The organism is Ruegeria discodermiae (assembly GCF_030758345.1).
Taxonomy (GTDB): domain Bacteria; phylum Pseudomonadota; class Alphaproteobacteria; order Rhodobacterales; family Rhodobacteraceae; genus Ruegeria_C.
Genome location: NZ_JAVAMO010000003.1, coordinates 109,109 through 132,258 on the forward strand (window position 1 = coordinate 109,109; position 23,150 = coordinate 132,258).

26 protein-coding genes are annotated in these 23,150 nt (G+C 61.9%); 8 read left to right on the top strand and 18 right to left on the bottom strand.

From position 1 onward, the window contains the following. Nucleotides 1–290 precede the first annotated feature (290 nt). Nucleotides 291–1,238: a transcriptional regulator GcvA gene (locus tag Q5Y75_RS09615; protein ID WP_306196704.1), complete on the top strand. Its 948-nt coding sequence runs from the start codon at nucleotides 291–293 to the stop codon at nucleotides 1,236–1,238. Beyond that, the gene (gene yddG, locus Q5Y75_RS09620; protein ID WP_306196707.1) at nucleotides 1,235–2,101 is read left to right on the top strand and encodes an aromatic amino acid exporter YddG; all 867 of its coding nucleotides are present in this window, start codon (nucleotides 1,235–1,237) and stop codon (nucleotides 2,099–2,101) included. Before Q5Y75_RS09615 ends, yddG begins: the two co-directional genes overlap by 4 nt. Here yddG and Q5Y75_RS09625 read toward each other — a convergent pair. The 3 genes from Q5Y75_RS09625 to Q5Y75_RS09635 all read right to left on the bottom strand — a co-directional run bounded on the left by Q5Y75_RS09625 (nucleotide 2,098) and on the right by Q5Y75_RS09635 (nucleotide 3,351). After that, the gene (locus tag Q5Y75_RS09625) at nucleotides 2,098–2,262 is read right to left on the bottom strand and encodes a YdcH family protein (RefSeq protein WP_306196709.1); all 165 of its coding nucleotides are present in this window, start codon (nucleotides 2,260–2,262) and stop codon (nucleotides 2,098–2,100) included. The genes yddG and Q5Y75_RS09625 overlap by 4 nt on opposite strands. Before the next feature lie 112 nt (nucleotides 2,263–2,374). Then, the gene (locus Q5Y75_RS09630) at nucleotides 2,375–3,139 is read right to left on the bottom strand and encodes a tRNA1(Val) (adenine(37)-N6)-methyltransferase (protein ID WP_306196711.1); all 765 of its coding nucleotides are present in this window, start codon (nucleotides 3,137–3,139) and stop codon (nucleotides 2,375–2,377) included. Further along, nucleotides 3,136–3,351, bottom strand: a complete 216-nt coding sequence (locus Q5Y75_RS09635) for a putative signal transducing protein (RefSeq protein ID WP_306196713.1) — start codon at nucleotides 3,349–3,351, stop codon at nucleotides 3,136–3,138. The genes Q5Y75_RS09630 and Q5Y75_RS09635 overlap by 4 nt, the downstream gene beginning before the upstream one ends. Nucleotides 3,352–3,407: 56 nt before the next feature. On the opposite strand from Q5Y75_RS09635, the gene Q5Y75_RS09640 reads away from it, so the two are divergent. Continuing rightward, nucleotides 3,408–4,406 (top strand): polyprenyl synthetase family protein, encoded by a 999-nt coding sequence (locus Q5Y75_RS09640; protein WP_306196716.1) that lies wholly within the window; start codon nucleotides 3,408–3,410, stop codon nucleotides 4,404–4,406. Here the strand turns inward: Q5Y75_RS09640 and Q5Y75_RS09645 are convergent. From Q5Y75_RS09645 to soxR, 4 genes are all read right to left on the bottom strand, one after another. Then, nucleotides 4,399–5,220: a 4-(cytidine 5'-diphospho)-2-C-methyl-D-erythritol kinase gene (locus tag Q5Y75_RS09645; RefSeq protein ID WP_306196718.1), complete on the bottom strand. Its 822-nt coding sequence runs from the start codon at nucleotides 5,218–5,220 to the stop codon at nucleotides 4,399–4,401. The two genes, Q5Y75_RS09640 and Q5Y75_RS09645, sit on opposite strands and share 8 nt — an antisense overlap. Then, nucleotides 5,210–6,874 carry a tetratricopeptide repeat protein gene (locus Q5Y75_RS09650; protein ID WP_306197240.1) on the bottom strand — a complete coding sequence of 555 codons (1,665 nt, stop codon included), beginning with the start codon at nucleotides 6,872–6,874 and terminating at the stop codon, nucleotides 5,210–5,212. The genes Q5Y75_RS09645 and Q5Y75_RS09650 overlap by 11 nt, the downstream gene beginning before the upstream one ends. 155 nt (nucleotides 6,875–7,029) lie before the next feature. After that, nucleotides 7,030–8,679, bottom strand: coding sequence for an electron transfer flavoprotein-ubiquinone oxidoreductase (locus Q5Y75_RS09655; protein ID WP_306196720.1), 1,650 nt, complete (start codon nucleotides 8,677–8,679; stop codon nucleotides 7,030–7,032). Between the two features lie 125 nt (nucleotides 8,680–8,804). Further along, nucleotides 8,805–9,260 (bottom strand): redox-sensitive transcriptional activator SoxR, encoded by a 456-nt coding sequence (gene soxR / locus Q5Y75_RS09660; RefSeq protein WP_306196722.1) that lies wholly within the window; start codon nucleotides 9,258–9,260, stop codon nucleotides 8,805–8,807. An 83-nt stretch (nucleotides 9,261–9,343) separates the two neighbouring features. Between soxR and Q5Y75_RS09665 the strand changes: the two genes are divergently transcribed. The 3 genes from Q5Y75_RS09665 (at nucleotide 9,344) to Q5Y75_RS09675 (ending at nucleotide 11,372) form a co-directional block, all read left to right on the top strand. Further along, on the top strand, nucleotides 9,344–9,724 hold the full coding sequence (locus Q5Y75_RS09665; RefSeq protein ID WP_306196724.1) for a VOC family protein: 381 nt from the start codon (nucleotides 9,344–9,346) through the stop codon (nucleotides 9,722–9,724). Nucleotides 9,725–9,863: 139 nt separating this feature from the next. Then, complete coding sequence (gene greA / locus Q5Y75_RS09670) at nucleotides 9,864–10,334, top strand: transcription elongation factor GreA (protein ID WP_306196726.1); 471 nt, start codon at nucleotides 9,864–9,866, stop codon at nucleotides 10,332–10,334. Between the two features lie 12 nt (nucleotides 10,335–10,346). Next, nucleotides 10,347–11,372: a hypothetical protein gene (locus tag Q5Y75_RS09675; protein WP_306196727.1), complete on the top strand. Its 1,026-nt coding sequence runs from the start codon at nucleotides 10,347–10,349 to the stop codon at nucleotides 11,370–11,372. Here Q5Y75_RS09675 and Q5Y75_RS09680 read toward each other — a convergent pair. Genes Q5Y75_RS09680 through Q5Y75_RS09695 form a run of 4 tightly spaced genes read right to left on the bottom strand, consistent with a single transcriptional unit; the run spans nucleotide 11,369 to nucleotide 15,447 of the window. Further along, the gene (locus tag Q5Y75_RS09680) at nucleotides 11,369–13,438 is read right to left on the bottom strand and encodes a molybdopterin-binding protein (protein ID WP_306196729.1); all 2,070 of its coding nucleotides are present in this window, start codon (nucleotides 13,436–13,438) and stop codon (nucleotides 11,369–11,371) included. The genes Q5Y75_RS09675 and Q5Y75_RS09680 overlap by 4 nt on opposite strands. After that, complete coding sequence (gene mobB, locus Q5Y75_RS09685; protein ID WP_306196731.1) at nucleotides 13,435–13,926, bottom strand: molybdopterin-guanine dinucleotide biosynthesis protein B; 492 nt, start codon at nucleotides 13,924–13,926, stop codon at nucleotides 13,435–13,437. The genes Q5Y75_RS09680 and mobB overlap by 4 nt, the downstream gene beginning before the upstream one ends. Next, nucleotides 13,923–14,540, bottom strand: a complete 618-nt coding sequence (gene mobA / locus Q5Y75_RS09690) for a molybdenum cofactor guanylyltransferase MobA (RefSeq protein WP_306196733.1) — start codon at nucleotides 14,538–14,540, stop codon at nucleotides 13,923–13,925. The genes mobB and mobA overlap by 4 nt, the downstream gene beginning before the upstream one ends. 19 nt (nucleotides 14,541–14,559) lie before the next feature. Further along, the gene (locus Q5Y75_RS09695; protein ID WP_306196734.1) at nucleotides 14,560–15,447 is read right to left on the bottom strand and encodes a formate dehydrogenase accessory sulfurtransferase FdhD; all 888 of its coding nucleotides are present in this window, start codon (nucleotides 15,445–15,447) and stop codon (nucleotides 14,560–14,562) included. A gap of 109 nt (nucleotides 15,448–15,556) precedes the next feature. Here Q5Y75_RS09695 and Q5Y75_RS09700 point away from each other — a divergent pair, with 109 nt between their 5' ends. Further along, nucleotides 15,557–16,213, top strand: coding sequence for an AzlC family ABC transporter permease (locus Q5Y75_RS09700; protein WP_306197242.1), 657 nt, complete (start codon nucleotides 15,557–15,559; stop codon nucleotides 16,211–16,213). Further along, a complete protein-coding gene (locus Q5Y75_RS09705; protein ID WP_306196736.1) occupies nucleotides 16,210–16,542 on the top strand; it encodes a branched-chain amino acid transport AzlD family protein in 333 nt (110 codons plus the stop codon). Before Q5Y75_RS09700 ends, Q5Y75_RS09705 begins: the two co-directional genes overlap by 4 nt. 3 nt (nucleotides 16,543–16,545) lie before the next feature. Here the strand turns inward: Q5Y75_RS09705 and Q5Y75_RS09710 are convergent, their stop codons facing one another. From Q5Y75_RS09710 to Q5Y75_RS09740, 7 genes are all read right to left on the bottom strand, one after another. Further along, entirely contained in the window at nucleotides 16,546–17,166 is a 621-nt protein-coding gene (locus Q5Y75_RS09710; protein ID WP_371933248.1) for a hypothetical protein, read from the bottom strand. Nucleotides 17,167–17,183: 17 nt separating this feature from the next. Next, nucleotides 17,184–17,318, bottom strand: a complete 135-nt coding sequence (locus Q5Y75_RS09715) for an aa3-type cytochrome c oxidase subunit IV (protein ID WP_306196738.1) — start codon at nucleotides 17,316–17,318, stop codon at nucleotides 17,184–17,186. A gap of 63 nt (nucleotides 17,319–17,381) precedes the next feature. Beyond that, nucleotides 17,382–17,945, bottom strand: a complete 564-nt coding sequence (locus tag Q5Y75_RS09720; RefSeq protein WP_306196740.1) for a helix-turn-helix domain-containing protein — start codon at nucleotides 17,943–17,945, stop codon at nucleotides 17,382–17,384. Continuing rightward, nucleotides 17,929–19,767, bottom strand: a complete 1,839-nt coding sequence (locus tag Q5Y75_RS09725) for a glycerophosphodiester phosphodiesterase (RefSeq protein WP_306196742.1) — start codon at nucleotides 19,765–19,767, stop codon at nucleotides 17,929–17,931. The genes Q5Y75_RS09720 and Q5Y75_RS09725 overlap by 17 nt, the downstream gene beginning before the upstream one ends. A 65-nt stretch (nucleotides 19,768–19,832) precedes the next feature. After that, a complete protein-coding gene (locus Q5Y75_RS09730) occupies nucleotides 19,833–20,291 on the bottom strand; it encodes a DUF6173 family protein (protein WP_306196744.1) in 459 nt (152 codons plus the stop codon). A gap of 3 nt (nucleotides 20,292–20,294) precedes the next feature. Beyond that, on the bottom strand, nucleotides 20,295–21,341 hold the full coding sequence (locus tag Q5Y75_RS09735) for an MBL fold metallo-hydrolase (protein WP_306196747.1): 1,047 nt from the start codon (nucleotides 21,339–21,341) through the stop codon (nucleotides 20,295–20,297). After that, nucleotides 21,341–23,047, bottom strand: coding sequence for an acyl-CoA dehydrogenase (locus Q5Y75_RS09740; protein WP_306196749.1), 1,707 nt, complete (start codon nucleotides 23,045–23,047; stop codon nucleotides 21,341–21,343). Before Q5Y75_RS09740 ends, Q5Y75_RS09735 begins: the two co-directional genes overlap by 1 nt. Between the last annotated feature and the right edge of the window lie 103 nt (nucleotides 23,048–23,150).

Sequence of the window (23,150 nt, forward strand, 5' to 3'; positions counted from 1 at the left end):
AACGAAAGAGGGCCGGTCGCTTTGACCGGCCCTCAGCTTCATCCCGTAAGAACGTGCGCGCTTCGTTCAGCGGGAACCTCTTAGCCATTGCCAGAACAATCTGACAGCTTTCGCGCGCTCTTCATGCGCCTTGAGAAATGCACGGCTTGCAGCCGGATTTGTCGTCACTTCGATCATTCTGGACCTCCTATCAGAAAAGTTTCGTTTGACTTGATCTGAATATGATCGTTGCATTCCAATTACACAAACGAGACATTTTACAGCATCACATAAGAAATTCTTACTCGACTATGCCGGATCACCTGCCCCCGCTGACCGCCCTGCGTGCCTTTGATGCCGCCGCGCGGCACATGTCTTTTGCCAAGGCAGCCGAAGAGTTGAATGTCACACCGGCGGCACTGTCCTTTCAGATCAAATCGCTGGAAGAGCATCTGGGGCAGCCGGTTTTCCGACGGCTGAATCGCGCCGTGGAGCTGACCGAGGCCGGGCGGACCCTGGCCCCCGGCACTGCTGATGGGTTCTCTGCGCTGCAGAATGCCTGGCAAGCCGCCCGACGATTGCAGGACAATACCACGCTCACGGTTGCTGCGGGGCCCGCCCTGACCGCAAAATGGCTGGCCCCAAGGCTTTACGATTTCGCCAAGACCCATCCCGAAATCAACCTGCGCATTTCGACCTCGCTGCATCTGGTTGACTTGCATCGCGATGACGTCGATGTGGCAATCCGTTTCGGTTACGGGAGCTATGATGACCTCTATGCGGTGCATGCGCGCAAAGAATGGTTAACCCCGGCAATGACACCCGCCCTAGCGGAGCAGTTCCCGACACCAGAGAGCCTTGTTGATGCCCCGCTTGTTATTAACGAATATGACGGCTTTCTTACCCCGCCCTGCGACTGGCCAGCCTGGTTTCGGGCCATCGGGATCACGGGGTTTGAGCCCAGCGGCATGCAGTTTTCCAATGTTGAGCATTCCATCGACGCCGCCTGCGCCGGGGTGGGTGTCCTGCTGGGGCGCAGACCCCTGCTCATCAAAGATGTTCTGGAAGGCCGTCTGGTGACGCCGTTCAAGATCGCCATCGAAACAGAGGCCCGGTTTTCATTTCTTTGCCTTCCCGGAGCAGAAAAACGACCACAGATCGCGGCGTTCCGCGATTGGTATCTTGCGGAAATCGAAAAAACCGCAGGTATTTGGGGCAAGATCGACCTCATTCCCGTCAAGGATATCCCGCCCGCATGACCAAGACCCGCGCCACCGCCATTGGATTCGTTGCCGTCCTGCTCTGGTCCTTGCTGGCGCTGTTCACGGTGGGGTCGGCTCCCACTCCACCGCTGTTGATGAACGCGCTCTGTTTCACCATCGGCGGCACGCTCGGCCTGATCTGGACCGGGCTCGCGGGTGGCTTCGACAGGTTGCGCGCGGTACCGCCAAAGGTCTTCCTGTTCGGCGCTATCGGGCTGTTTGGCTATCACGCGCTGTATTTCTCCGCCCTGCGGCTGGCACCTGCCGCTCAGGCGGGGTTGATCGCGTATCTCTGGCCCCTGCTGATCGTCTTGTTTTCCGGCCTGCTGCCGGGCGAACAACTGCGCACCGGTCATCTGCTGGGCGCGCTGATCGGCTTTGCCGGTGCGGCGCTGATCATCGCAAGCGGGACCGGGTCTGGGTTTCAGACCGAATATCTGGCGGGCTACGGTCTGGCCTTGCTGTGCGCCCTGACATGGTCGGGATATTCGGTCCTGTCCCGACGGGTGGGCGACACGCCAACCAGTTCGGTTGCCGTGTTCTGCGTGATCACCGCCATAGCCTCCTGGGTCCTGCATTTCGCGCTGGAGGAAACCGTCTGGCCTCAGACGACAATCGGCTGGCTCTCACTCGTGGCGCTTGGCCTCGGCCCTGTTGGGTTGGCGTTTTACGTCTGGGATATCGGGATCAAACTTGGCGACATACAATTGCTCGGCACAAGCTCATACGCTGCGCCGATCCTGTCGACCGCCGTCCTGATGTTGACCGGGATTGCCGAGCCGACATGGGCCCTGGCAATCGCGGCCGCGCTGGTCACTGGCGGAGCCCTGATCGCGGCCCGCGCCAGCCTGTCCGGTTAAGCGGACAGGCGCTCAATCTCTTCCTTGAGCTTGAGTTTCTTTTTCTTCAGTTGAGACAGGTGGAGCCCGTCACTTCCCGGTGCACGCTGCGCTTCTTCGACTTCATGACTGAGATGCTCATGCTTCTTCTTCAGTTCGGTCAGGTGCGCACTCAGGCTCATAGCAATCCTCCTCTGAATAAGTTGCCGACCGATATGAGCATATCTATTCGCGTCTGTCACGCCGCACGCGCACGGTTTTTGTCGGGAATTTTCGGAATTCGCCAAACTTCGCCTATGGCCAACAAAGTGCAGCGCCATTGCGCAGTACATCCTGTATTTCGGGCCGATAGCTTTCACCGTCGCGCTCGTGGCGTGCACCGGCATGCAGAATCAGCGGCGCATGCAGGCGAAAATCGGCTTTTCCGCCTTTGCGGGCGCGCAGAATAATCAGGTCAGGTGCCCGCCCGATGCGTGGCGCAAGCGGCAGCACCTCAAGCGATCCTAACCGGTCGGCACAGGCAGAGATCATCTCCGGCAGGCGCTCAACTCGCTGAATCATATGCAGATATCCACGCGGGCGCAGACGGCGCGCGCCGGCGTCGAACCACAGATCCAGGGGCGTCTCCTCCCCCAGCGCCTTGCGACGGCCCGGGTCTGCGGCCGGGCTGTGTGCGCCACCGCGAAAATAGGGCGGGTTGGCAAGGACATAGTCGAACTGAGCATCGCGCAGCGGCGCAGACAGGTTGGCCAGATCCCCCCCAACCACCTCCAGAGCGTAGCCATTATGCGCGGCATTGCGACGCGCCAGCGCCGCATAGGCGGGCTGAATTTCGACGCCAAAAAGCGCAAGATCGGGCACGCGGGCGGCCAGCGAAAGAATCGCAGCTCCTGCCCCGCATCCCAGTTCCAGGACCTGTTGACCGGACCGGGCCGGAATACTGGCGGCCAGAAACACCGGGTCGACACCGGCGCGATAACCCTTTTGCGGTTGAAAAAGATGCAATCGCCCACCCAGAAGGGCGTCGCAGCTCAAATCCTGTTCGCTGAATTGAGTCATTTCCCCAGCGGAATATCATTGTCCTGCATCACTCGGATCGCGCGGTCATAATCATCCTGCCGCACCATCATCCGACGCGGGAAAATACCTATGCCACCTTCGAGGATGCTCATATTTACGTCCATCTGAAAGCAGTCTATACCCTCGCCTTCAAGAAGGGCGGTTGCGAATGCCATGATGGTTGGATCGGTGCTGCGCAGAAGTTCTTTCATAGAGCAGGATGTAAGGGCAAGGTGGGACCAATGTCGAGCCTTGCAACGGGAGTGTGATGGACAGCGCCACGATCTCGAAACCGCATGAGCGGTTGGCCGAATTGCTTGAAACCGAGATGGAGGGGGTGAATACCCTGATCCGGGCGCGGATGGCGTCGCGCCATGCGCCGCGCATTCCCGAGGTCACCGCGCATCTGGTCGAGGCAGGCGGCAAGCGTCTGCGCCCGATGCTGACGCTGGCCGCGGCGCGGCTGTTTGAATATCCCGGCGATCATCACATCAAACTGGCCGCAACGGTGGAGTTCATTCACACCGCGACGCTGTTACATGACGATGTGGTCGACGAAAGCGGCCAGCGGCGCGGGCGTCCGACTGCCAATCTGCTCTGGGACAACAAAAGCTCGGTTCTGGTGGGCGACTACCTGTTCGCGCGCAGTTTCCAGTTGATGGTGGAAACCGAGTCGCTGCGGGTTCTGGACATCCTGGCCAATGCCGCTGCCACCATCGCAGAGGGCGAGGTACTGCAAATGACCGCGGCCAGCAATCTCGCGACCGACGAAGAGGTCTATCTGCAGGTGGTGCGCGGCAAAACCGCTGCGCTGTTCTCGGCCGCGACCGAGGTGGGCGGCGTGATCTCGGGCGCGTCACAGGCGCAGATACAGGCGCTTTATGATTTTGGCGATGCGTTGGGCGTGGCCTTCCAGATTGCCGATGACCTGCTGGATTATCAGGGCGATGCCAAGGCCACCGGCAAGAATGTCGGTGACGATTTCCGCGAACGCAAGCTGACCCTGCCGGTGATCAAAGCCCTGGCGCAGGCCACCGAGGAAGAGCGTGCGTTCTGGCAACGCACCATCGAGCGGGGCCGCCAGAGCGATGGCGATCTGGAACAGGCGCTGGCTTTGATGAACAAATACGGCACGCTGGAGGCGACGCGCGCAGATGCCAACCGCTGGGCGGACAAGGCCCGCACCGCGCTTCAGGTCCTGCCGGAGCACGAGATTCGCACGCTGCTGTCCGATCTGACCGATTACGTGGTCTCGCGCCTCAACTAAGCGCGACCGCGCGGCACCACCAATCGGGATGCGCCGCGCCGATTTCGTAAGCAGCAAAATGGGCGGCTTTCATGCTGGGATAGAGCGCAAAGCAGCTTGATCCCGAGCCGGACATGCGCACCAGCAAGGCCTTGGTGGTCGCGCCGAGTGCGTCAAGAACACGGGCAATCTCGGGTGCCACACCGATGGCCGGGCGTTCCAGATCGTTGCGCAGATCGCCAAGCCACATTGCGCAGTCCTGAGGCGTGTCAAACTCGGGCAAATCGACAGGCATTGCGGGGTTCGCGCGGGAAGCAAGGGCTGCGAATACCGGACCGGTCGGCACCGGCACCCCCGGATGGACAAGCACCGTTGGCAGGGGCGGCAATCTGACGGGGGTGATCCGCTCACCAATTCCCCGCATGCGCGCGGCTTTTGCCGCCATACAGACCGGCACGTCCGCCCCCAGCGACAGAGGCAGTTCATACGGGATATCCGCCCCTTGATCGGACAGAACTCGCAAGGTTGCAGCCGCATCCGAGGAGCCACCCCCGATCCCCGCGCCATGGGGCAGAACCTTGTTCAGGTGCACGGACCCTGTCCAACCGAAAGCCTGCGCCGCCTGCCAGATCAGGTTGCGCGCATCCGCCGGGACACCTTCGGCATGTTCGCCAGTGACCTCGATGGACAGTGTGGGTCCGGGGGCAAACTCCAGATGATCGCCGATATCTGCAAATGCGACCAGCGAATCCAGCAGGTGATAGCCGTCATCGCGCTGGCCGGTCACATGCAGGGTCAGGTTGATCTTGGCCGGCGCAAAGGCCCTAACCGTCATTGGCCACTTGCAACGGTTCAGCGCCTTCTTCGGACAGGACCGCGTCCAGACCAAGCTCGATCTTGCGCCGGATGCGGTCGGGGTCGGCCTCACCATCGGTCTCTTCGGGGTCGATGAAGGACAGCGCCCGCTTCCACTGGAACTCGGCCTCGCGCGTGCGCCCCACCGCCCAGTAGACATCGCCCAGATGGTCATTGACCACCGGGTCGATCGGCATCAGCTCCACCGCCTGTTCCATATGACCCACGGCTTCGTCATAGCGCCCCAGGCGGAATAGCACCCAGCCCAGACTGTCGACGATATACCCGCTATCGGGGCGGCCTGCGACAGCGCGCTGGATCATATCAAGCGCCTCATCCAGCTTGATCTGCTTTTCGACCAGCGAATAACCCAGATAGTTCAGCACTTGCGGCTGATCGGGGTTCAACTCCAGCGCCTTGCGGAAATCCGCCTCGGCCTCGTCCCAGTGATCAAGCCGCTCATGCGAGATGCCGCGCGCATAAAGAACAAACCACAGCCCGGGATTATCAGGCGCGGTCAACTCCAGCGAGCGGTCATAGGCCGATACCGCAGCTTCGTATTTCTCCTCCTGCCGCAACAGGTCGCCCAGGGATGAAAACACCATCGGCTGGTCGGGATAGTCGAGCGCGAGCTGTTCCAGCACCTCGATCGCCGCATCCGGTTTGGCCGAACGCCGCAGCGCCTCGGCCCGGCCAAGCTCTGCGGCGTGGTGGTCGGGGCTGCTTGCCGGGACCTGTTTGTAGAGATCGATCGCCAGATCAAGCTGACCCAGATCTTCAAGCAATTCGGCGGACAGAAGCAGAGCGTCGATATGGTCGGGGCGCAGATAGCTGGCCGTGCGGATATAGATCAGCGAGTAGTTATCTGCCGCTTCGCCATTCAGCGCCGCGCCGATGGTGAAGAAGACTTCAGCCATGCCCTCCTTGGCATTGCGTGCCTTCGAGAATGGCAGCCGCTCGCCGGCCTCCAGCCGCTCGATCACGTCATCCAGACCGGGATCGGTGCGCGAGCCAAAGACGTCATCCATCATCGCCAGCGCGTCGTCGTTGCGATCAAGTTGTGACAGAATCTCGGCCCGCGCGATGGCGGCGCGGCGCGAAATGGTGGTTAACTGACCGTCATTGGCCGCGAACAGCGCCTCTGCGCCTTCAAAGTCTCCGACCGAGGCAAGCGCCAGCGCCTTGTGGTAAAGCGCAAAACCCTGCAAGCCATCCTGCGCCGCAACCGTATCAAATTGCTCCAGCGCCTTGGCGGCGGCGCCGGTTCCCAGATGCGCCCAACCCGCCAGCAACCCGTCGATCAGCGGGCCAACACCCAGCTTTTCCGGATCACGCGCCAGCAGAGCGTCGTAGTCTTCATCCGCGATCAGCCCGGCAACGGCAGCCATATGCGCGGCCTGGCTGCGCAGACCCGCCTCTTCGAGCTGCCGCGCAACTGGCAATGCGCCGTCGATATCGCCAATCGCAAGCCTGGACTGGACGACCCGTTCCATCAGTGCGGGGTTTTCCGCGTCTTCGGACAGGGCGCGGGCATAGTAGCGCGCGGCGGCCTCGAAATCGCTCGTATAGACCGCCTGACGCCCGGCAAGGTAGGCGCCCGCGCCGGAATCGGCCATGACGCCCTGAGATGTCATCAGGGTCAGCGCGATGGCGGCACATGCCGCCGGTCGAAGGAAGGAATACACGAAACCGCCTGCCTTTTATCATTGCTCGGCGGACAAGCTAGGGATTCGCATGGCAAGAGGCAATGGCGCAGGCCTCACGACTGCGCCATTACCCGTGTTTTTGCCTACATATTGGGATAATTCGGCCCGTCTCCGCCCTGCGGCGTGGCCCAGTTGATGTTCTGGCTCGGATCCTTGATGTCGCAGGTCTTGCAATGCACGCAGTTCTGGAAGTTCACCACAAAGCGTGCGTCCTTGCCGTCTTCCTCGACCACCTCATAAACCCCTGCCGGGCAATAGCGCTGCGCCGGTTCGGCAAACTTGGGCAGATTGACCGAAAGCGGGATATTGGGATCGGCCAACTGCAGGTGGCAGGGCTGGCTTTCCTCGTGGTTGGTCATCGCGAAAGAGACGTTGGTCAAACGGTCGAAGGACAGCTTGCCATCGGGCTTGGGATAGTCGATCGGCTTGTGCTTGCTGGCCTCTTCGGTCGCGGCAGCGTCGGTCTTGCCATGCTTCAGCGTACCGAACAGCGAGAAGCCCGCCGAATTGGTCCACATATCCAGCCCGCCCAGTGCCAGCGACGGCACAAGGCCCCATTTCGACCACATCGGCTTGACGTTGCGCACCTTCTTGAGGTCCTTGCCGATGGCGCCTTCGCGCACTTCACTCTCATAGGCCGACAACTCGTCACCCGAGCGCTCGGCCTTGATCGCGTCAAAGGCTGCCTCGGCTGCCGCCTTGCCGCTGAGCATGGCGTTGTGGTTGCCCTTGATGCGCGGCACGTTGACCATGCCTACCGAACAGCCCAGCAGCGCCACACCGGGTGCGACCATCTTTGGCATCGACTGATACCCGCCTTCGGTGATCGCGCGTGCACCATAGGCCACGCGCTTGCCGCCTTTCAGCAGTTCAGCCACCATCGGGTGGTGTTTGAAGCGCTGGAACTCCATATAGGGGAACAGGTAGGGGTTCTTGTAATTCAGGTGCACCACGAAGCCCACATAGACCTGGTTGTTGTCCAGGTGATAGATGAACGAGCCCCCCCCGGCATTGCTGCCCAGCGGCCAGCCCATGGTGTGAGTCACAGTGCCCGGCTTGTGCTTGGCCGGGTCGACCTCCCAGATTTCCTTCATGCCGACGCCGAATTTCTGCGGATCTTTCCCGGCTTGCAGATCATATTTCGCGATCACTTCCTTGCTGAGCGAGCCGCGCACGCCCTCGCCCAGGAAGACATATTTGCCGTGCAGTTCCATACCTGGCTCATAGCCCGGCCCAGGTGTGCCGTCAGGGTTCTTGCCAAACTCACCGGCAACCACACCCTTCACTTCGCCATTGTCGCCATAGACAATTTCCGAGCACGCCATGCCGGGGAAAATCTCGACGCCCATCTCTTCGGCCTGCTCAGCCATCCAGCGGCAGACATTGCCCATCGAGACGATGTAGTTGCCGTGGTTGTTCATCAGCGGCGGCATCGGCCAGTTGGGGACGCGCAGCTTGCCCGCTTCACCCAGCACATAGAAGTTGTCTTCTTCGACCGGCACGTTCAGCGGTGCGCCTTTTTCCTTCCAGTCGGGGATCAAAGCATCCAGGCCGCAGGGATCAAGCACCGCGCCGGACAGGATATGCGCGCCCACCTCAGAGCCTTTTTCCAGGACAACGACATCCAGGTCCGCATCCAGCTGTTTCAGACGTATCGCCGCCGACAAGCCCGCAGGGCCTGCACCGACGATCACCACGTCATATTCCATCGCTTCGCGTTCAATCTCGGCCATCGTGGGCTCCTTGGTTCCTGTCCGAATTCGCCCCTCGGGCGCAACTTTGTTTCGAGGCTGATTACCTGCTGAATGACCGTCGGGTCAATCAGAACACGGCGTAACACTGCTGCAATGCGGCAAAATCAGACTTCGGGGCGGTCGCCGAGCAGATATCTGGGTCCGCTGCCCTTTGCTTTTGCGGTGTCATCGGGATTGTAGAGCTTGCATTTGGGCAGACTCAAGCAACCACAACCAATGCAGCCATCCAGATTGTCCCGCAATCGCAGCAACGTATCGATTCGCGCATCCAGATGGTCGCGCAACAATTCCCCGATCCGCGCCCAGTCTTTCGGCGTGGGGGTCCGGTTGTTGGGCAGCCCGGCCAGAACCTCGCGAATATCCGGCAGGGACAATCCGAATTGCTGCGCGATCATGATAAAGCTGAGCCTGCGGATATCGGCCCGCTGATAGCGGCGTTGCCCACCCGCATTTCGCCAGGGCTTCAGCAGGCCCTGCGACTCGTAATAGCGAATGGCCGACACGGCCAGTCCGGTACGCCCGGCAAGCGCCCCGATCGGCAAGCCTTCTGATACTGCCATCTGACCCTCCAAAACACCTTGACCTAAAGTTAGGTTTAGAAATTACAGTAGACCGTGGCAATGAAGTTTTACGGAGAACGCAGATGACCGCCACGCTTGAACATACCAATTTCACCGTCGCCGACCCCAAAGCCACCGCCGCGTGGCTGGAGGCCGTGTTCGGTTGGAAAATCCGTTGGGAGGGCACCGCGATGGATAGCGGCTACACGGTGCATATCGGCACCGGGTCCAGCTATCTGGCGCTCTATACCCCGCCCAGTGCGTCGCCCTCCGCCGAGCGCAGCTATGACGTGATCGGCGGGCTGAACCATCTGGGCATCGTCGTGGACGACCTAGACGCGATCGAAGCGCGCGTCATCGACGCAGGCTTCACGCCGAAATCCCACGCCGATTACGAGCCGGGAAGGCGGTTCTATTTCGACGATGACAACGGCATTGAGTTCGAAGTTGTGTCCTACACATAGGCTGCAATCCGCCCGTAACCGGGCATTGAACCCTTGCAATCCACCCCCGCTTTGGGTCAGGTAAACGACGACCCTTTCTGTCGCCCCGGCGCTTTGCGCGACGGGGCGACTCAATTTGTAGCGTGCGGGCAAGACGACCATGGAAAAAATCCCGATGACACCAGCCGGCTTCGCCGCGCTGGAAAGCGAACTCAAACAGCTCAAATCCGTTGAGCGTCCGGCCATCATCAAAGCCATCGCCGAAGCCCGCGAGCATGGCGATCTGTCGGAGAATGCCGAATACCATTCCGCCCGTGAAAAGCAGTCCTTTATCGAGGGCCGCATCAAGGAGCTTGAGGGCGTGCTGTCGCTTGCCGATGTCATCGACCCGGCCAAGCTGAGCGGCGCGATCAAGTTCGGCGCCACGGTCACGCTGGTCGATGAGGACACGGACGAGGAAAAGACCTGGCAGATCGTCGGCGAGCACGAGGCCAATATCGAGGCCGGTCTGCTGAACATCAAATCGCCTATTGCCCGTGCCCTGATCGGCAAGGAAGAGGGCGACAGTGTCGAGGTCCGCACTCCGGGCGGCGAGCGGTCCTACGAGGTTCTCAAAGTCGCCTACGCCTGACGGAGCGATGCCATGACCGGCAAGAAACCCGGCACCAAAACGTCACCGACCCAGTTGGGAATCTATGACCGCCCTCCGGCGCGGCCCTCGGTCACGGGGATCGAGATTGCCGCTCTGGCGCTTAGCGTTGCGTGGCTCGTGATCTCGGTGATCTTCTTTGTGGTCGTGCCCGGAGACGACGCCAATGCCGACAGTGTCAGCATGTTTGTCACCATGCTGGCGATCTTCATGCCGGTTGCGATGATCTGGGTCGCCGCGATGGCAGCGCGGGCAAGCCGGGTGATGCGCGAGGAAAGCCAGCGCCTGCAAGCCGCCATTGACGCCATCCGCAACGCCTATGTCAGCCAGCAGCAAAACGCCGCGATCAGCTCCGAGCCATCGGTGACGCGCAAGCTGGATGAAATCGTGAAGACCGCCAAGAAAACCGAAACCACGCTGGCCACCTTCTCGACCAAAAGACGGGGCTCGGATCTGCTAAGCCCGGAACCTGCAGCCGAGCCCGCACCGGCAGAGCCTGACGAGCAAGCCACACTGGCCCTGGGAAATGCGCCCGAAGACATGGCACCGCCTATGCCGCGCGGGGATTTCATCCACGCGCTGAACTTTCCTGAAAGCGCCGACGACACGGCTGGATTCTCCGCGCTCCGGCGCGCCTTGAAGAACCGCCAATCGGCGCAGCTGATCCAAGCCGCGCAGGATGTTCTGACCCTGCTCAGTCAGGAAGGCATCTATATGGACGATTTGCGCCCCGACATGGCCCGCCCCGAGATCTGGCGGCAATTCGCACAAGGCGCGCGTGGCCGCGCAGTGGCGTCGCTGGGCGGTGTACGTGATCGCTCGTCGCTGGCGCTGACTTCTGGCCGAATGAAGCAGGACCCGATTTTTCGCGATGCCGCGCATCACTTCCTGCGCCGCTTCGATCAGATGTTCACCGAATTCGAGCCGGATGCCAGTGATGCGGAAATCTCGGCGCTGAGCGAAACGCGCACCGCGCGCGCCTTTATGCTGCTGGGTCGGGTCGCGGGGACCTTCGACTAGAGGCCAAAGCTGACGTAGGGAATGTATCGAACCGCGTCGCCCGGCCTAATGTGGCAGGCGCCATCCCCCAGTTCAACAAGCCCCTCGGCCCAGCTCAACCCGCTAATCCGGCCGGACCCTTCCGAGGCAAAGACCTCGACCCGGCCTTCCCGGACCCTAGCGCGCAGATATTCGCGGCGGCCCGGTTTCTTGCGCTTTTCAAACGCGGCGGGCATGTCAAACCCCTGCGGGTCTGACCACCCCGCACCCGCCAGTTGCGCCAGCGCCGGGCGCGCGAAGATCAACGTACAGACCAGGGCTGCGACAGGGTTCCCCGGCAGGCCAAAGACCGGCTTGTCCTGCCAAAGCCCCAACGCCAGCGGCCGCCCCGGCTTGATCGCGATGCGCCATTCCTGCATCGCCCCCGCATCCCGCAGCACCGCGGACATATGATCTTCATCCCCGTCCGAGGCGCCGCCACTGGTCAGGATCGCATCCGCCTCCTGCGCTGCCGCGTCCAAGCGCTGTCGCAGCGCCGCGCGGTCATCGCCGACCCGGCCTACATCTACTGCTTCAAACCCGAAGGCGCGCAGCGTAGCCAGCAGCATGGGGCGGTTGGCGTCATAAATCCCGTCCCGCCCGGCATCTTCGCCGGGATCGGTCAACTCGTCGCCTGTGGACAGAACCGCCACTTTCAGCGGCTTTCGCACGCGCAGGCGGGCGATCCCGACAGCGGTGGCCAGCGCAAGATCAGCGGCGCTCAGCACCCTGCTCGCCTCCAGCACGATGTCACCCTGCGCGACATCCTCACCCGCTTGCCGCGCATTCGCGCCCTGCTTGAGTGGTCCGTTCAAGGCAATCCGGTCCGGCTCGACCGTGACATCCTCCTGCAGCGCGATGGTGTCCACCCCTTCGGGCAGGGTGGCTCCGGTCAAGATGCGGATGGCATGACCTGCAGGAACCGTCCCTGCAAACGCCGCACCCGCCGCAGCACGCCCATCGGCCAGAGGCAGCACATGTGCACCCTCGGGCAACCCGCCCGAGAACCCATAGCCATCGACCGCCGTATTGGCCTGCGGCGGGTTGGATCGCAGCGCGATGCAATCTTCGGCCAGAACACGCCCCATCGCATCCATCACGGGGATTTCTTCGATGCTGGTGACCGCGCGCAGGCGATCGCGCAACAGCGCCAGAGCATCGTCAACCGGTGTCCAACTCACTCCGGCAGGCAGCGCAAAACAATCGTTGCGCAGCGGCGGTGGCGCTATCGTGCTCCGGTTCTGATCCACACCCAATATCCACCCCTCTTCCGGTGCCTCCACGGTCAACCGGCGCGTCAGTTCCTCTGCTGGCAGCCCTGCCAGATCTCGCGCGACATGTTCGACCTGCCACGCGTCCCTGATCCGATCCGCCGGAGACGTACCCAGCGTCAGTGAGGGCCAGATTTCGACAAAGGCCACGGGTTTGTCCAGCGCCTCGAACGGCCAAGCGGCGATTTGTCCGGCAAAACGGTGGCGCAACCGGGTCAGAACTGGCAAACCCATCATGACCTGCCCGCCAACCGCACCGGCCCCTGACATCTGCCAGCAGGTGAAACTGCCCTTTGCAAGCTCTTCGACCGCGCGTCGGTCCGGGAATGGATTTTGGTACCCGGTTTTGGTGCGCGGCAGACCCACAATATCGCGTTTCAGACCATTGCCCCAGAACGGCCCCACCCCGCCAAAGCGGCGGTTGATCTGCCCCGCCAGATCAAAGCGGTTATTGTGGTCCGGCGCGTCCTCGATGTGATCCGCGAACCACTCCCAGAGGGTCAGCGGATCATCCGTACCGGTGATGGAGCGCGCAAAGCCCGCCGGGTAGCCAAACGGGAAATCAAAGCCCAGCATCAGGCGGCGACCGGCGGCCAGCTCGGTTTCGATCAGATCACCAAGCCATACCTCCGCCCGGGCACGGTTGCGCAGATAGATGGGTGCCTCGCAAGCACCGGCGCGGATCACACAGGCCCAGATCGCATCCTTTCGCGGCTTGGGTCCGGTGTCGTTGCCGCCCGACCAATCGACCATCGCGATGGTCTGGAACGGTGTCACAGCCCGACCTCGGAGAGGATGAAATCAGCGATCCCGCCTGTGTCTTCCAGATCGAAGACCGGGCGGTCGATCTCCAGCGCGCAATCGCTTGCCACCGCCCGGATGGTGGGATCAGTTGGCGCAATCAATGCATGTCCCGCCTCGGCCCTGAACGCCTCGATCTTGGGGTGCGGTTCGCGCTTGTAACCCTCGATCAGCACCAGATCGACCGGAGAGAGGCGGCCCAGCAGGTCTGAAAGCGGCGGCTCGGGCGCGCCGCTCAACTCCTGCATCAGCGCCACGCGCTGGGCCGAGGCCAGCAGCACCTCCTGCGCGCCCGCCGCGCGATGCCGGTAGCTGTCGCGCCCGGGTTGATCCACATCGAACGCATGATGCGCATGTTTGACAGTCGAGACGGAATAGCGCCTGCCGGTGATCTCGGCCACCAGCCGCTCCATCAGCCCCGTCTTTCCGGCATTTTTCCAGCCGGTCACGCCAAAGATCTTCATCCGCGCTCCAGCATCTGTTCGGCCCGGGCCAGATCCTCGGGCGTGTTGACATTGAAGAAGGGATCGACGCTGCCGGTCTCAAACAGCGCCTCGCGCCCCTGATGCGCCTCGGTCCAGAGCACGACCTTGCGCAAGCCCCCCGCCAGCGCCGCGCGCAGATCGTCGCGCAGGGCAACCGGCCACAACCCGAAGGTAGGTTGCCGAGCAACGCCCCGTTTCGGGTCCGGCGTTGCCGCAAGCGCCAGTGGGTGCGCCATGTCTTCGGCGGCCAGCAGCAGGCGCGGCACCAGATCGCAGGGAAAGAAGGGCGTATCCGCCGCCGCTGTCACAATCGTCTCAGCTCCCTGTTCGGCAGCCCAATCGAGCCCCGCCAGCACACCTGCCAACGGCCCTGCGAACTCTTCAATGCTGTCGGCGAGGATGGGCAGACCCAGCTTGGCAAAGCGCGCCGGATCGCCATTGGCGTTCAGGGCCAGCCCGCTGACCTGCGGGTCCAGCCGATCAATTACCCGGTCCAGCAGAGTTGCGCCACCCAAGGGTAGAAGCCCCTTGTCGCCACCACCCATCCGCGTGGCCTGCCCTCCGGCCAGTATGACGCCGAGCGGCTGTTTCATGATGTTCCACCCCCTGCCATCACTGCGCACTCTTGCGTCGGTGCTTCTTGTCTTCGACCGGCACGCTGGCGGGATCCACATCGCGCACCAGCCGCTCCTCTCCCGCCAGGCAGACAAAACGCCGCCCGCGCATGCGACCGATCAGGGTCAGACCCAACTCTCGCGCGATCTCGACACCCCAAGCGGTGAAACCCGAGCGTGAGGCAAGCGCCGGGATGCCCATCATCGCGGTCTTGATCACCATTTCCGAGGTCAGCCGCCCGGTGGTGTAGAGAATCTTGTCATCCGCCGACACCCCCTCGGACAGCATCCATCCGGCGATCTTGTCGACAGCATTATGCCGCCCGACATCCTCCATATAGACCAGGGCGCGGTTCTCCTGACACAGAACGGTGCCATGGATGGCCCCCGCCTCAAGATAGAGCGAGGGGGTGCGGTTGATCTTGGACGCCAATTCATAGAGCCACGAGGTGCGTACTGTGGTTTGCGGCAGGGTGATCCCCTCCAGCCCCTCCATCATATCGCCGAACACCGTGCCCACGGCGCAGCCACTGGTTCGGGTCTTTTTCTTGAGCTTGTCCTCGTAGGAGGTTTCGCGCCGCGTCCTGACCACCACGGTCTCAAGCTCTTCGTCGAACTCCACCCCGGTGATCTCGTCATCCTCAAGCAACATGCCCTGATTGCGCAGAAACCCCAGTGCCAGATAGTCGGGATAATCACCGATGGTCATCGCGGTGACGATTTCCTGCGCGTTGAGAAAGATGGTCAGAGGCCGTTCCTCGACCACCGAGATGACCTCAGCCGCGCCGTTCTGATCGACGCCTTCAACCGAGCGTGTCAGGCGGGCCGCCTTGGGGTCGGGGGCGATGATATAATCCGAGACACTGTCCGATCTGGCCAATTGCAACCCTTTCTCAAGCCCGTTACTGCGGTCTGGGCCAACTTAGGATCGGATCATGGCAATCACCACCACGAAATCCTACTACTGGAGAGGTTTCCTCGATGGGTAACCCTTTCTGCTGATGGCGCTCCCGTTTGGCATGCTTTTTGGCGTGCTGGCGACCGAGGCGGGCCTGAGCGTGGTGCAGACCATGTCATTCTCGGCCGCCGTCTTTGCCGGGGCGGCACAGTTCACCGCGCTGCACCTGCTGAATGACAACGCCCCCACCATTGTGGCGATCCTGTCCGCGCTGGCCGTCAATCTGCGGGTGGCGATGTATTCGGCCTCGCTGACGCCGTATCTGGGTGCGGCACCGCTCTGGCAGCGGGTGTTTGCGGCCTATTTCACGATCGACCAGAGCTATGCCTGTTCGATGATGCAATTCGAAAAAGAACCCAGGATGAAGGTGTCGGAGCGTCTTCGGTATTTCTTTGGCGTCGTGTCCCCGCTGACCCCTGCCTGGCTGGTGGCCACCTATCTGGGCGCGGTTGTCGGCACGCGCATTCCCGAAAGCTGGGGGCTGGATTTCGCCCTGCCGATCACCTTTCTGGCCATGATCGGCCCAATGCTGAGAACCCCGGCGCATGTGGTCGCCGCGCTGGTCGCCATCGTTGTTGCACTGCTGAGCACTACTGTCCCCTTCAACCTCGGCTTGCTGATTGCGGGTTGCGCCGGGATGATGGCGGGCGCGCGCTGCGAGGTGATCCTTGATCGGCGGAGGGCTGCGGCATGAAAAACCTCGATCCGACGACGATCTGGATCGTGATCGCAAGCCTTGCGGTTGGCAGCTTTGCGTTGCGCTTCGTGTTCATCGGCCTTGTTGGGGGCCGCACCATGCCGGACTGGCTGCTCCGGCATCTTCGCTACACGGCGGCTGCAATCATCCCGGCCATGGTCGCGCCGCTGGTAGTCTGGCCCAGTGCCACGGACGGCAAACCGGACCTCGCCCATATGAGCGCCGCCGCCGCAGCGCTGGCAGTGGGCTATATTACCAGGAACGTGATCTTTGGGATCATCGGCGGGGCCGCCACGCTTTACGGGTTGCTCTATCTGGCTGGCTAACGCCTAACCCTGAGCCTGCTGGTTCAGGGCTGCATTGCCTTCGGTCAGGCCTTTTTGCAGGTCCTCATCGTCATTTTCATAGTAGCGGTCGGTGACCACACCCGGGATTTGCGCGAACTGTTCCTGCAGTTTGACAGGTTGATAGACCACATCAATCTGTTCAAACCCCGGCACCTGCTTGAGAAGGCGCGCGGTGGCATTTGAGCAGAACGCGCCCATCACCCGGCCGTTCTGTTTGGCCAGTTGAAGTGCGATCTCGGCCTGTTCTGGCGTCACCTCAACCCGTTGGCGCACCACATGATAGGTGCTGCGCGCATGGGCGCCGCGATAGGCCTGCTCAACTGCGGGCGTGATCCCATAGAGCACGTCATTATATTCCGGCACGATATCGGCATGGAATGATCCGGCCGGATCAAAAATCACCCGCTCGCTGCCATTGATCAACAGCGATGAATGACCGCCGCCGCCGGTCCGGTTGTTCACCATCGTGTAAAGGGTCAGGTAGGCTGGCCCCGGATCGCGGTAGGACACCGCTGCAATGGTTTGCGGATCAGCATTGGGCGCGCTTTGGGTGCAGCCGACAAGCGTCAGCGCAACGGCGCAGGCCAGAAGCGGGCGGAACAAGGGGAAATCCAGCGTGATCAGGTGGCGAAAACGGCCAGGAACACCAGGATCCCGAGGATCGCGACAACGGTCCAGGTGGTGAACTTGACGAAACCGTCAAAGGTCGAGATCTGTTCCTTGATGTCCATTTCGCCGTGCTTGTGGTCTGCCATGGGTCACTATCCTATTCGCGTTTTAACAGGTGGATACTGGATTCGCAGGCCCGTGTCACCACGTCAATCGCGCGCAGGGGTGGTCCAACCAAAGGGATCGCAAGACGGATAGCCATAGCCCCAGCGCCACGGCAATCCCGAGCATGGCCCACCACCAAACCGCACCGCCAGAAACATCGCCCCCGCGATAGTCGCATAGGCCTGCCGCACAGTGTCTCGCGAGACATCATATCGATCGGCGAGCGCCTGTTCCTGCTCCGCCCCGGTGGCAATCACACAGGCGCGCAGAGCTTGATCGGCGACCAGCCGTGCCTCATAGCTCTGGTCTGCCTCTTCCGCGCCAGAAGCATTGTGATAAGCGCGGTCATGGGTGACACAGCACTCCTCCCAAGGCGGTGCACCCTCGAAGCTCTGCTCGAAATCGGGGAAGGTTTCGGCAACCAGTTCCCAGGACCTGGACAGACCGCCGGAACAGCCATCGGTCTCGAACGCGCTCAGATCAGCCGTTGCGCGAAGCGCCATCAATGTGCGATGCGCGGGCATCTCCAGCGCTTTGCCCAAGTCCTGCGCAGAGGCGGGCAGCGCCAGAAGGCAGAAAGCCAGAGCGAGATTACGGGCTGTTGTCACGATAGCTGCCCTGTGTCAGATCTACGCCCATTTCCTCGACAAACCACAAAAGAACCCGCTCGCTCGGACCAAGCTCTTGCCGGATGCGGATCACCTCCTTGGCCAGCGCGGGCTCGTCGGTGATCAGCCCATCCGCCCCCAGCGAGATCATCTTGGACATTTCCAGCGGGTCGTTCACCGTCCAGACGTAGAAATCCTTGCCCGCCTCCTGCACCGAGCGGATCAGGCCGGGACGCGCCGTTGCTGTACTGACCGCGACGAAATCGCCCTCCAGCCCCGCCAGATCGCCAACGGCTGTTGCCGCCAGCACGCCGGTGCGCCAATCCGGGCGCAACGCGCGCATCTTCTGCACCGCCTGGTACTTCAATGACATGGTGGCGATCTGGTCGGCCATGCCCAGATCCTCGACAATGTCGATCACCCGGTTTTCCAAATCCTCGTCATGGCCGTAATATTTCAACTCAATCAGCACGTTGGACTTGCCGCGTGCAGCGGCCAGAACATCCCGCAGGGTGGGAGTACGCTCTTCCCCATACGCGGGATCGAACCAGCTGCCGATATCGATCTCGTCCAGATCGGCCATGGTGGCGTCCCAGATTTTCAAATCGACGCCGGACAGCTTCATGTAGTCGCTGTCATGCATGACCACGACCACGCCATCCGCCGTTTCCTGCACATCGATCTCGACCCAGTCGGCCTGATCCTCGATAGCTTTCTGCACCGACGCCATAGTGTTTTCCGGACGCTGCCCCGCTGCGCCGCGATGGGCGATCACCGCAACCGGCTTGTCATCCTGGACCCGCGCCAGAACCGCGTTGCCGACCCAGCCGCCCGCAACCACCGCCAGCACCGACAGACAGGCCGCCGCGATCAGACGACCCCGCAGACCCGCCTGCCCCTGATGGGCTTGCAGATGCACCGGATGGTCCAGATACCCGTCCAGCAGCACCGCCAGCGCACCCAGCGCCGTGGCCGCCAGCACAAGACCCAGCACCGCCCAGAGGACAACAACCGCCATGCTCAGCCGCAACACAAGCGTCAGCCCGCCCCCTTCCGTCACCGGCATCAGACCCAGTGCCGCCCCTGCAAGCGCAGCGATCAGCGCGGCAATCGCTGCCCGCAGGATCAGCCACAGCGCCAGCCGCAGCTTGAGCGCGGTCTGCTTGCCCTGCATCAAGGACACGCTCACCGCAAAGGAGGCCTTGGGGCGCATGTCTTCGAACAGCACCATATGCAGCGCCAGCGCCCAGCCCGACAGCCGCCGGATCAGAACCCAGGCCATGACAACGACCACCAGACCTATCAGACCGGCAGCAATCAGGAACGAGGGTGGCTTGAATGTGAGGTAGTAGTTGATGTCATATTCCGTCAGGGTCCACCAAGCGATGAACCCCGCAATCGCGGCAAACGGCACAACCAGCAACAGCACCTTAAGCACCAGCCGCAGCGCAAATTCCAGCAGCCGCATCAGCTTGCCCAACACAAGCCTCAGCGCCACCGCTCCCGCCTGCCAGAGATTGCCGGTTTCGACCCGCAAGCAGGCGGCCATGACGGCAAAACCCAGAATCTCGGCGACCAGCACGATACTCAGGACAACCACGCCAACGATGAACCCCATTGGCGAGAGCAGGAAGAAAGCAATGTCCTGGTCGGTCAGTGCGGATTGATGGGACAGCGAAACCGCAAGGTTTACGGCCAGGGCGACACCCGGCGCAATCAGGGCAACCGTCAGCAGGCGCAACACCATATAGAGCGGCACAAAGACGCGCCGCCTTGCCCAGGCATCACGATACGCCCGCACCACTGCGGTCAAATGCGCCATATCTGTCCCTCCATCCGTTTACCCTCATAGAATGGGTCAACGGCTCGGAGGGCAAGCGAAACCGCTCAGCCCGCGTTGTTTTCCAGATCAGCGGCCAGCCGGAAACCGATACGATTGGCCGGTTCCTTTTCGGAGGGGATGGGCAGCGCCCGCAGCATCACGTTCAACTGGCTCACATGCTGGACCAGCTGGGTTTTTGCACCGCTCCCATCGCTGCCGTAGAAGGTGACAATGTCAGGGTCGTAATAGCCCATACCCTCGATCCGCAGCACGCCGGCATCGCCACCGGTAAAGCCCATGGCAACCTCATGCCTGGCATCCAGCTGTTTCTCGAAATTGCGGATATAGATGATCAACCGCTCATAGGCCCATTGCGCCGGGCTTTTCTTTTGCGCGGGTTCCGCCACCGGGTGCGGTCCCTGTTTCATCCGCGCGGGGCTTTTGGGATCGGCATGCACCTCGTGGCAGCGTGGCAGCGCATCGCTTTCGATCGCTTCTGCAGCCGTCTCGATCTGGTCACCCATGCTTTACCCCTTGCACTGATAGAGCCAGGCGCCATCGGCCCGGCGGTCACGTTCGACCTCTCCAATGTGGTAAAGATGGTTGAGATGCGCAACTGCTTCGACAAGGGCCAGCCCGTACTCGCCCTCGCCGATCTTGCGTTTGAACAGCGGCAGGAAACAGTCCGATGCCACTTTCGGCACATCCAGATGATCCTTGAGCCGGTCCAGCGCACTGTGATGATTGTCGATCAACTGTCGCATACGGAAGGGCAACCCGGTAAAGGGCAGTTTGTGCCCACCGAGTGCCAGATGTCCGGGCTGAGCAAGGCCCGAGAGCCGCTCGCAGCTTTCCAGCCACTCCGCCAGCGGGTCGGCCATCGGTTCGGTCGGGTAGACGCCGATATTGGGGCTGATGGAGCTGAGGATCTGATCACCAGTAAGGACGAGATCACCTTCACGGCTCCACAGCGTCGCATGTTCAGGCGCGTGGCCATTGCCGATATGGATGTCCCAATCGCGCCCGCCCATATGGAACACGCTGCCCTGCTTGATCCGGGTAAAGCCCAGCGGCATGGGATAAACCATATCGGCAAAGTTGAAGGGCCGCTGCGCCATGCGCGCCTCAAGGATTTCAGGCGCCATCCCGGCGCTGCGGTAGAAATCCAGTGTCTCTTCGGGCCAGACCTCCTGCACATCCAGCGTCAGCATCCGGGCAAACAACCACGCAGTACGGGTGGTAACCAGCTCCGCGCCAAACTCGTACTGGAACCAGCCTGCATTGCCAATGTGGTCAGGATGGTGGTGGGTGACCAGAACCCGCCGCACCGGCTTGCCCGCCAGTGGCCCATTGATCAGCCCCTGCCATATCGCGCGGGTTTTCTTCGACGAAAAGCCGGTATCAATCAGCGTCCAGCCATCGCCGTCATCCAGAGCATAGACATTCACATGGTCCAGCTTCATCGGCAATGGCAGGCGCATCCACAAGACGCCCTCTGCCACCTCGATTGCCTCGCCCGGCGCGGGCGGTTCTGGCCAGGGGAAGCGGAGACCGGTTTCTGGTGTGCCGTCCATCAGGCGGCCAGATCGTCAGCGCTGAGCGCAAAGAGGTCAGCCGCCCCGTTTTGCGCCTGCACCAGCAGACCGGAATATTGTGGCAGCAGCGCGTGAATGTAGAACCGCGCTAGCTTGGCCCGCGCCCCCTCGGGTTCGGCCAGCGCCGCAACCAGATGGTAATGCGCGCCCAGCACCCGGGCAAAAGCCCGCAGATAGGGCAGCGCGCCTGCAAAGCGGTCGTTCATATCTCCCTGAGCAACCAGCCATTCGGTGGTTTCACGCAGCGATTCCGTCGCCTCCCAAACCGGCTCTGCCAGTTCCGGCAGGGTGGCGCGGGCCTGTTCGGCGTGATCTTCGATCTCGTCCAGCAAGCGGGCCGCAGCCTCGCCACCATCCATCATCTTGCGACCCACCAGATCCATAGCCTGAATGCCGCTGGTGCCCTCATATATCGCCGTTACGCGCACATCGCGATAGAACTGCGCCGCCCCGGTTTCCTCGATAAAGCCCATGCCGCCATGAACCTGAACGCCGGTCTCTGCAACGCGGATGCCGGTTTCAGTGCCGAAAGTCTTGGCAATCGGCGTCAGGAAGGCCGCTCGTGCGACCCAGTTGGCATCACCGGTGGCATGACCCATGTCGATGGCCCCGGCACAGGCCAGCAGAATGGCCCGCGCGGCAAACGTGTCGGCCCGCATTTCCATCAACATGCGCCGGACATCCGCGTGATCCAGGATGGTTCCGGTTGGCGCGCTGCGCCCCTGTTTGCGGTCCTTCGCATAGGCCAGCGCGTGTTGATATGCCCCCTCGGCAACGCCGACACCCTGCCCACCTACACCCAGACGCGCGTTGTTCATCATGGTGAACATGGCGGCCATGCCCTTATGCGGCTCACCCACCAGCCAGCCCTTGGCGCCGTCATACTGCATCACACAGGTCGGCGATCCGTGCAGGCCAAGCTTATGCTCCAGCGAGACCACTTTCAGCGTGTTGGCCACACCGGCTGCGCCGTCTTCATCGGGCAGGTTGCGCGGAACCAGGAACAGTGAAATCCCCTTGGTGCCTGGCGCGGCATCGGGCAGGCGCGCCAGCACCAGATGGCAGACATTGTCGGTAAAGTCGTTATCGCCCCAGCTGATGAAAATCTTCTGCCCGGTCACCGCATATGTGCCGTCGCCGTTCGGCTCGGCCCGCGAGCTGAGCGCGCCAACATCCGATCCGGCCTGCGGTTCGGTCAGGTTCATGGTTCCGACCCATTCGCCGGAAATCAGCTTTGGCAGATACAGCGCCTTAAGGTCATCGCTGGCGTGGTGTTCCAGCGCCTCGATCTGGCCCTGGGTCATCAAAGGTGCGATCTGCAGCGACAGGCAGGCGGCGCTCATCATCTCATTCACCGCTGTCGTGACCGCCATTGGCAGGCCCATGCCACCGAATTCGGGATTGCTGCTCATGCCGACCCAGCCACCCTCGGCAATTGCCTGCCAGCCATCACCAAACCCCGGAGAGGTGCGCACCACTCCGTTTTCCAACACTGCGGGGTTCAGATCACCGACGCGGCGCAGCGGCTCCAGCACGTCCCGGCACATCTTTCCGGCCTCGTTCAGGATGGCGGATACGACATCACGGTCAGCATCGCCGAACCGGTCAGTGGCGGTGATCGCGCTCAGACCCGCAACGTTATGAATCAGGAATTCGTAATCAGAGAGTGGTGCTGTATAGGACATGGGAACCTCGATCACGGGAGGCGCATCTGCCGCCTGAGCAGGACAACGCCTGAGTCAATTCCGTATTGAACTTGCTTTTGTAAATAACTAACCGGCACCCTAT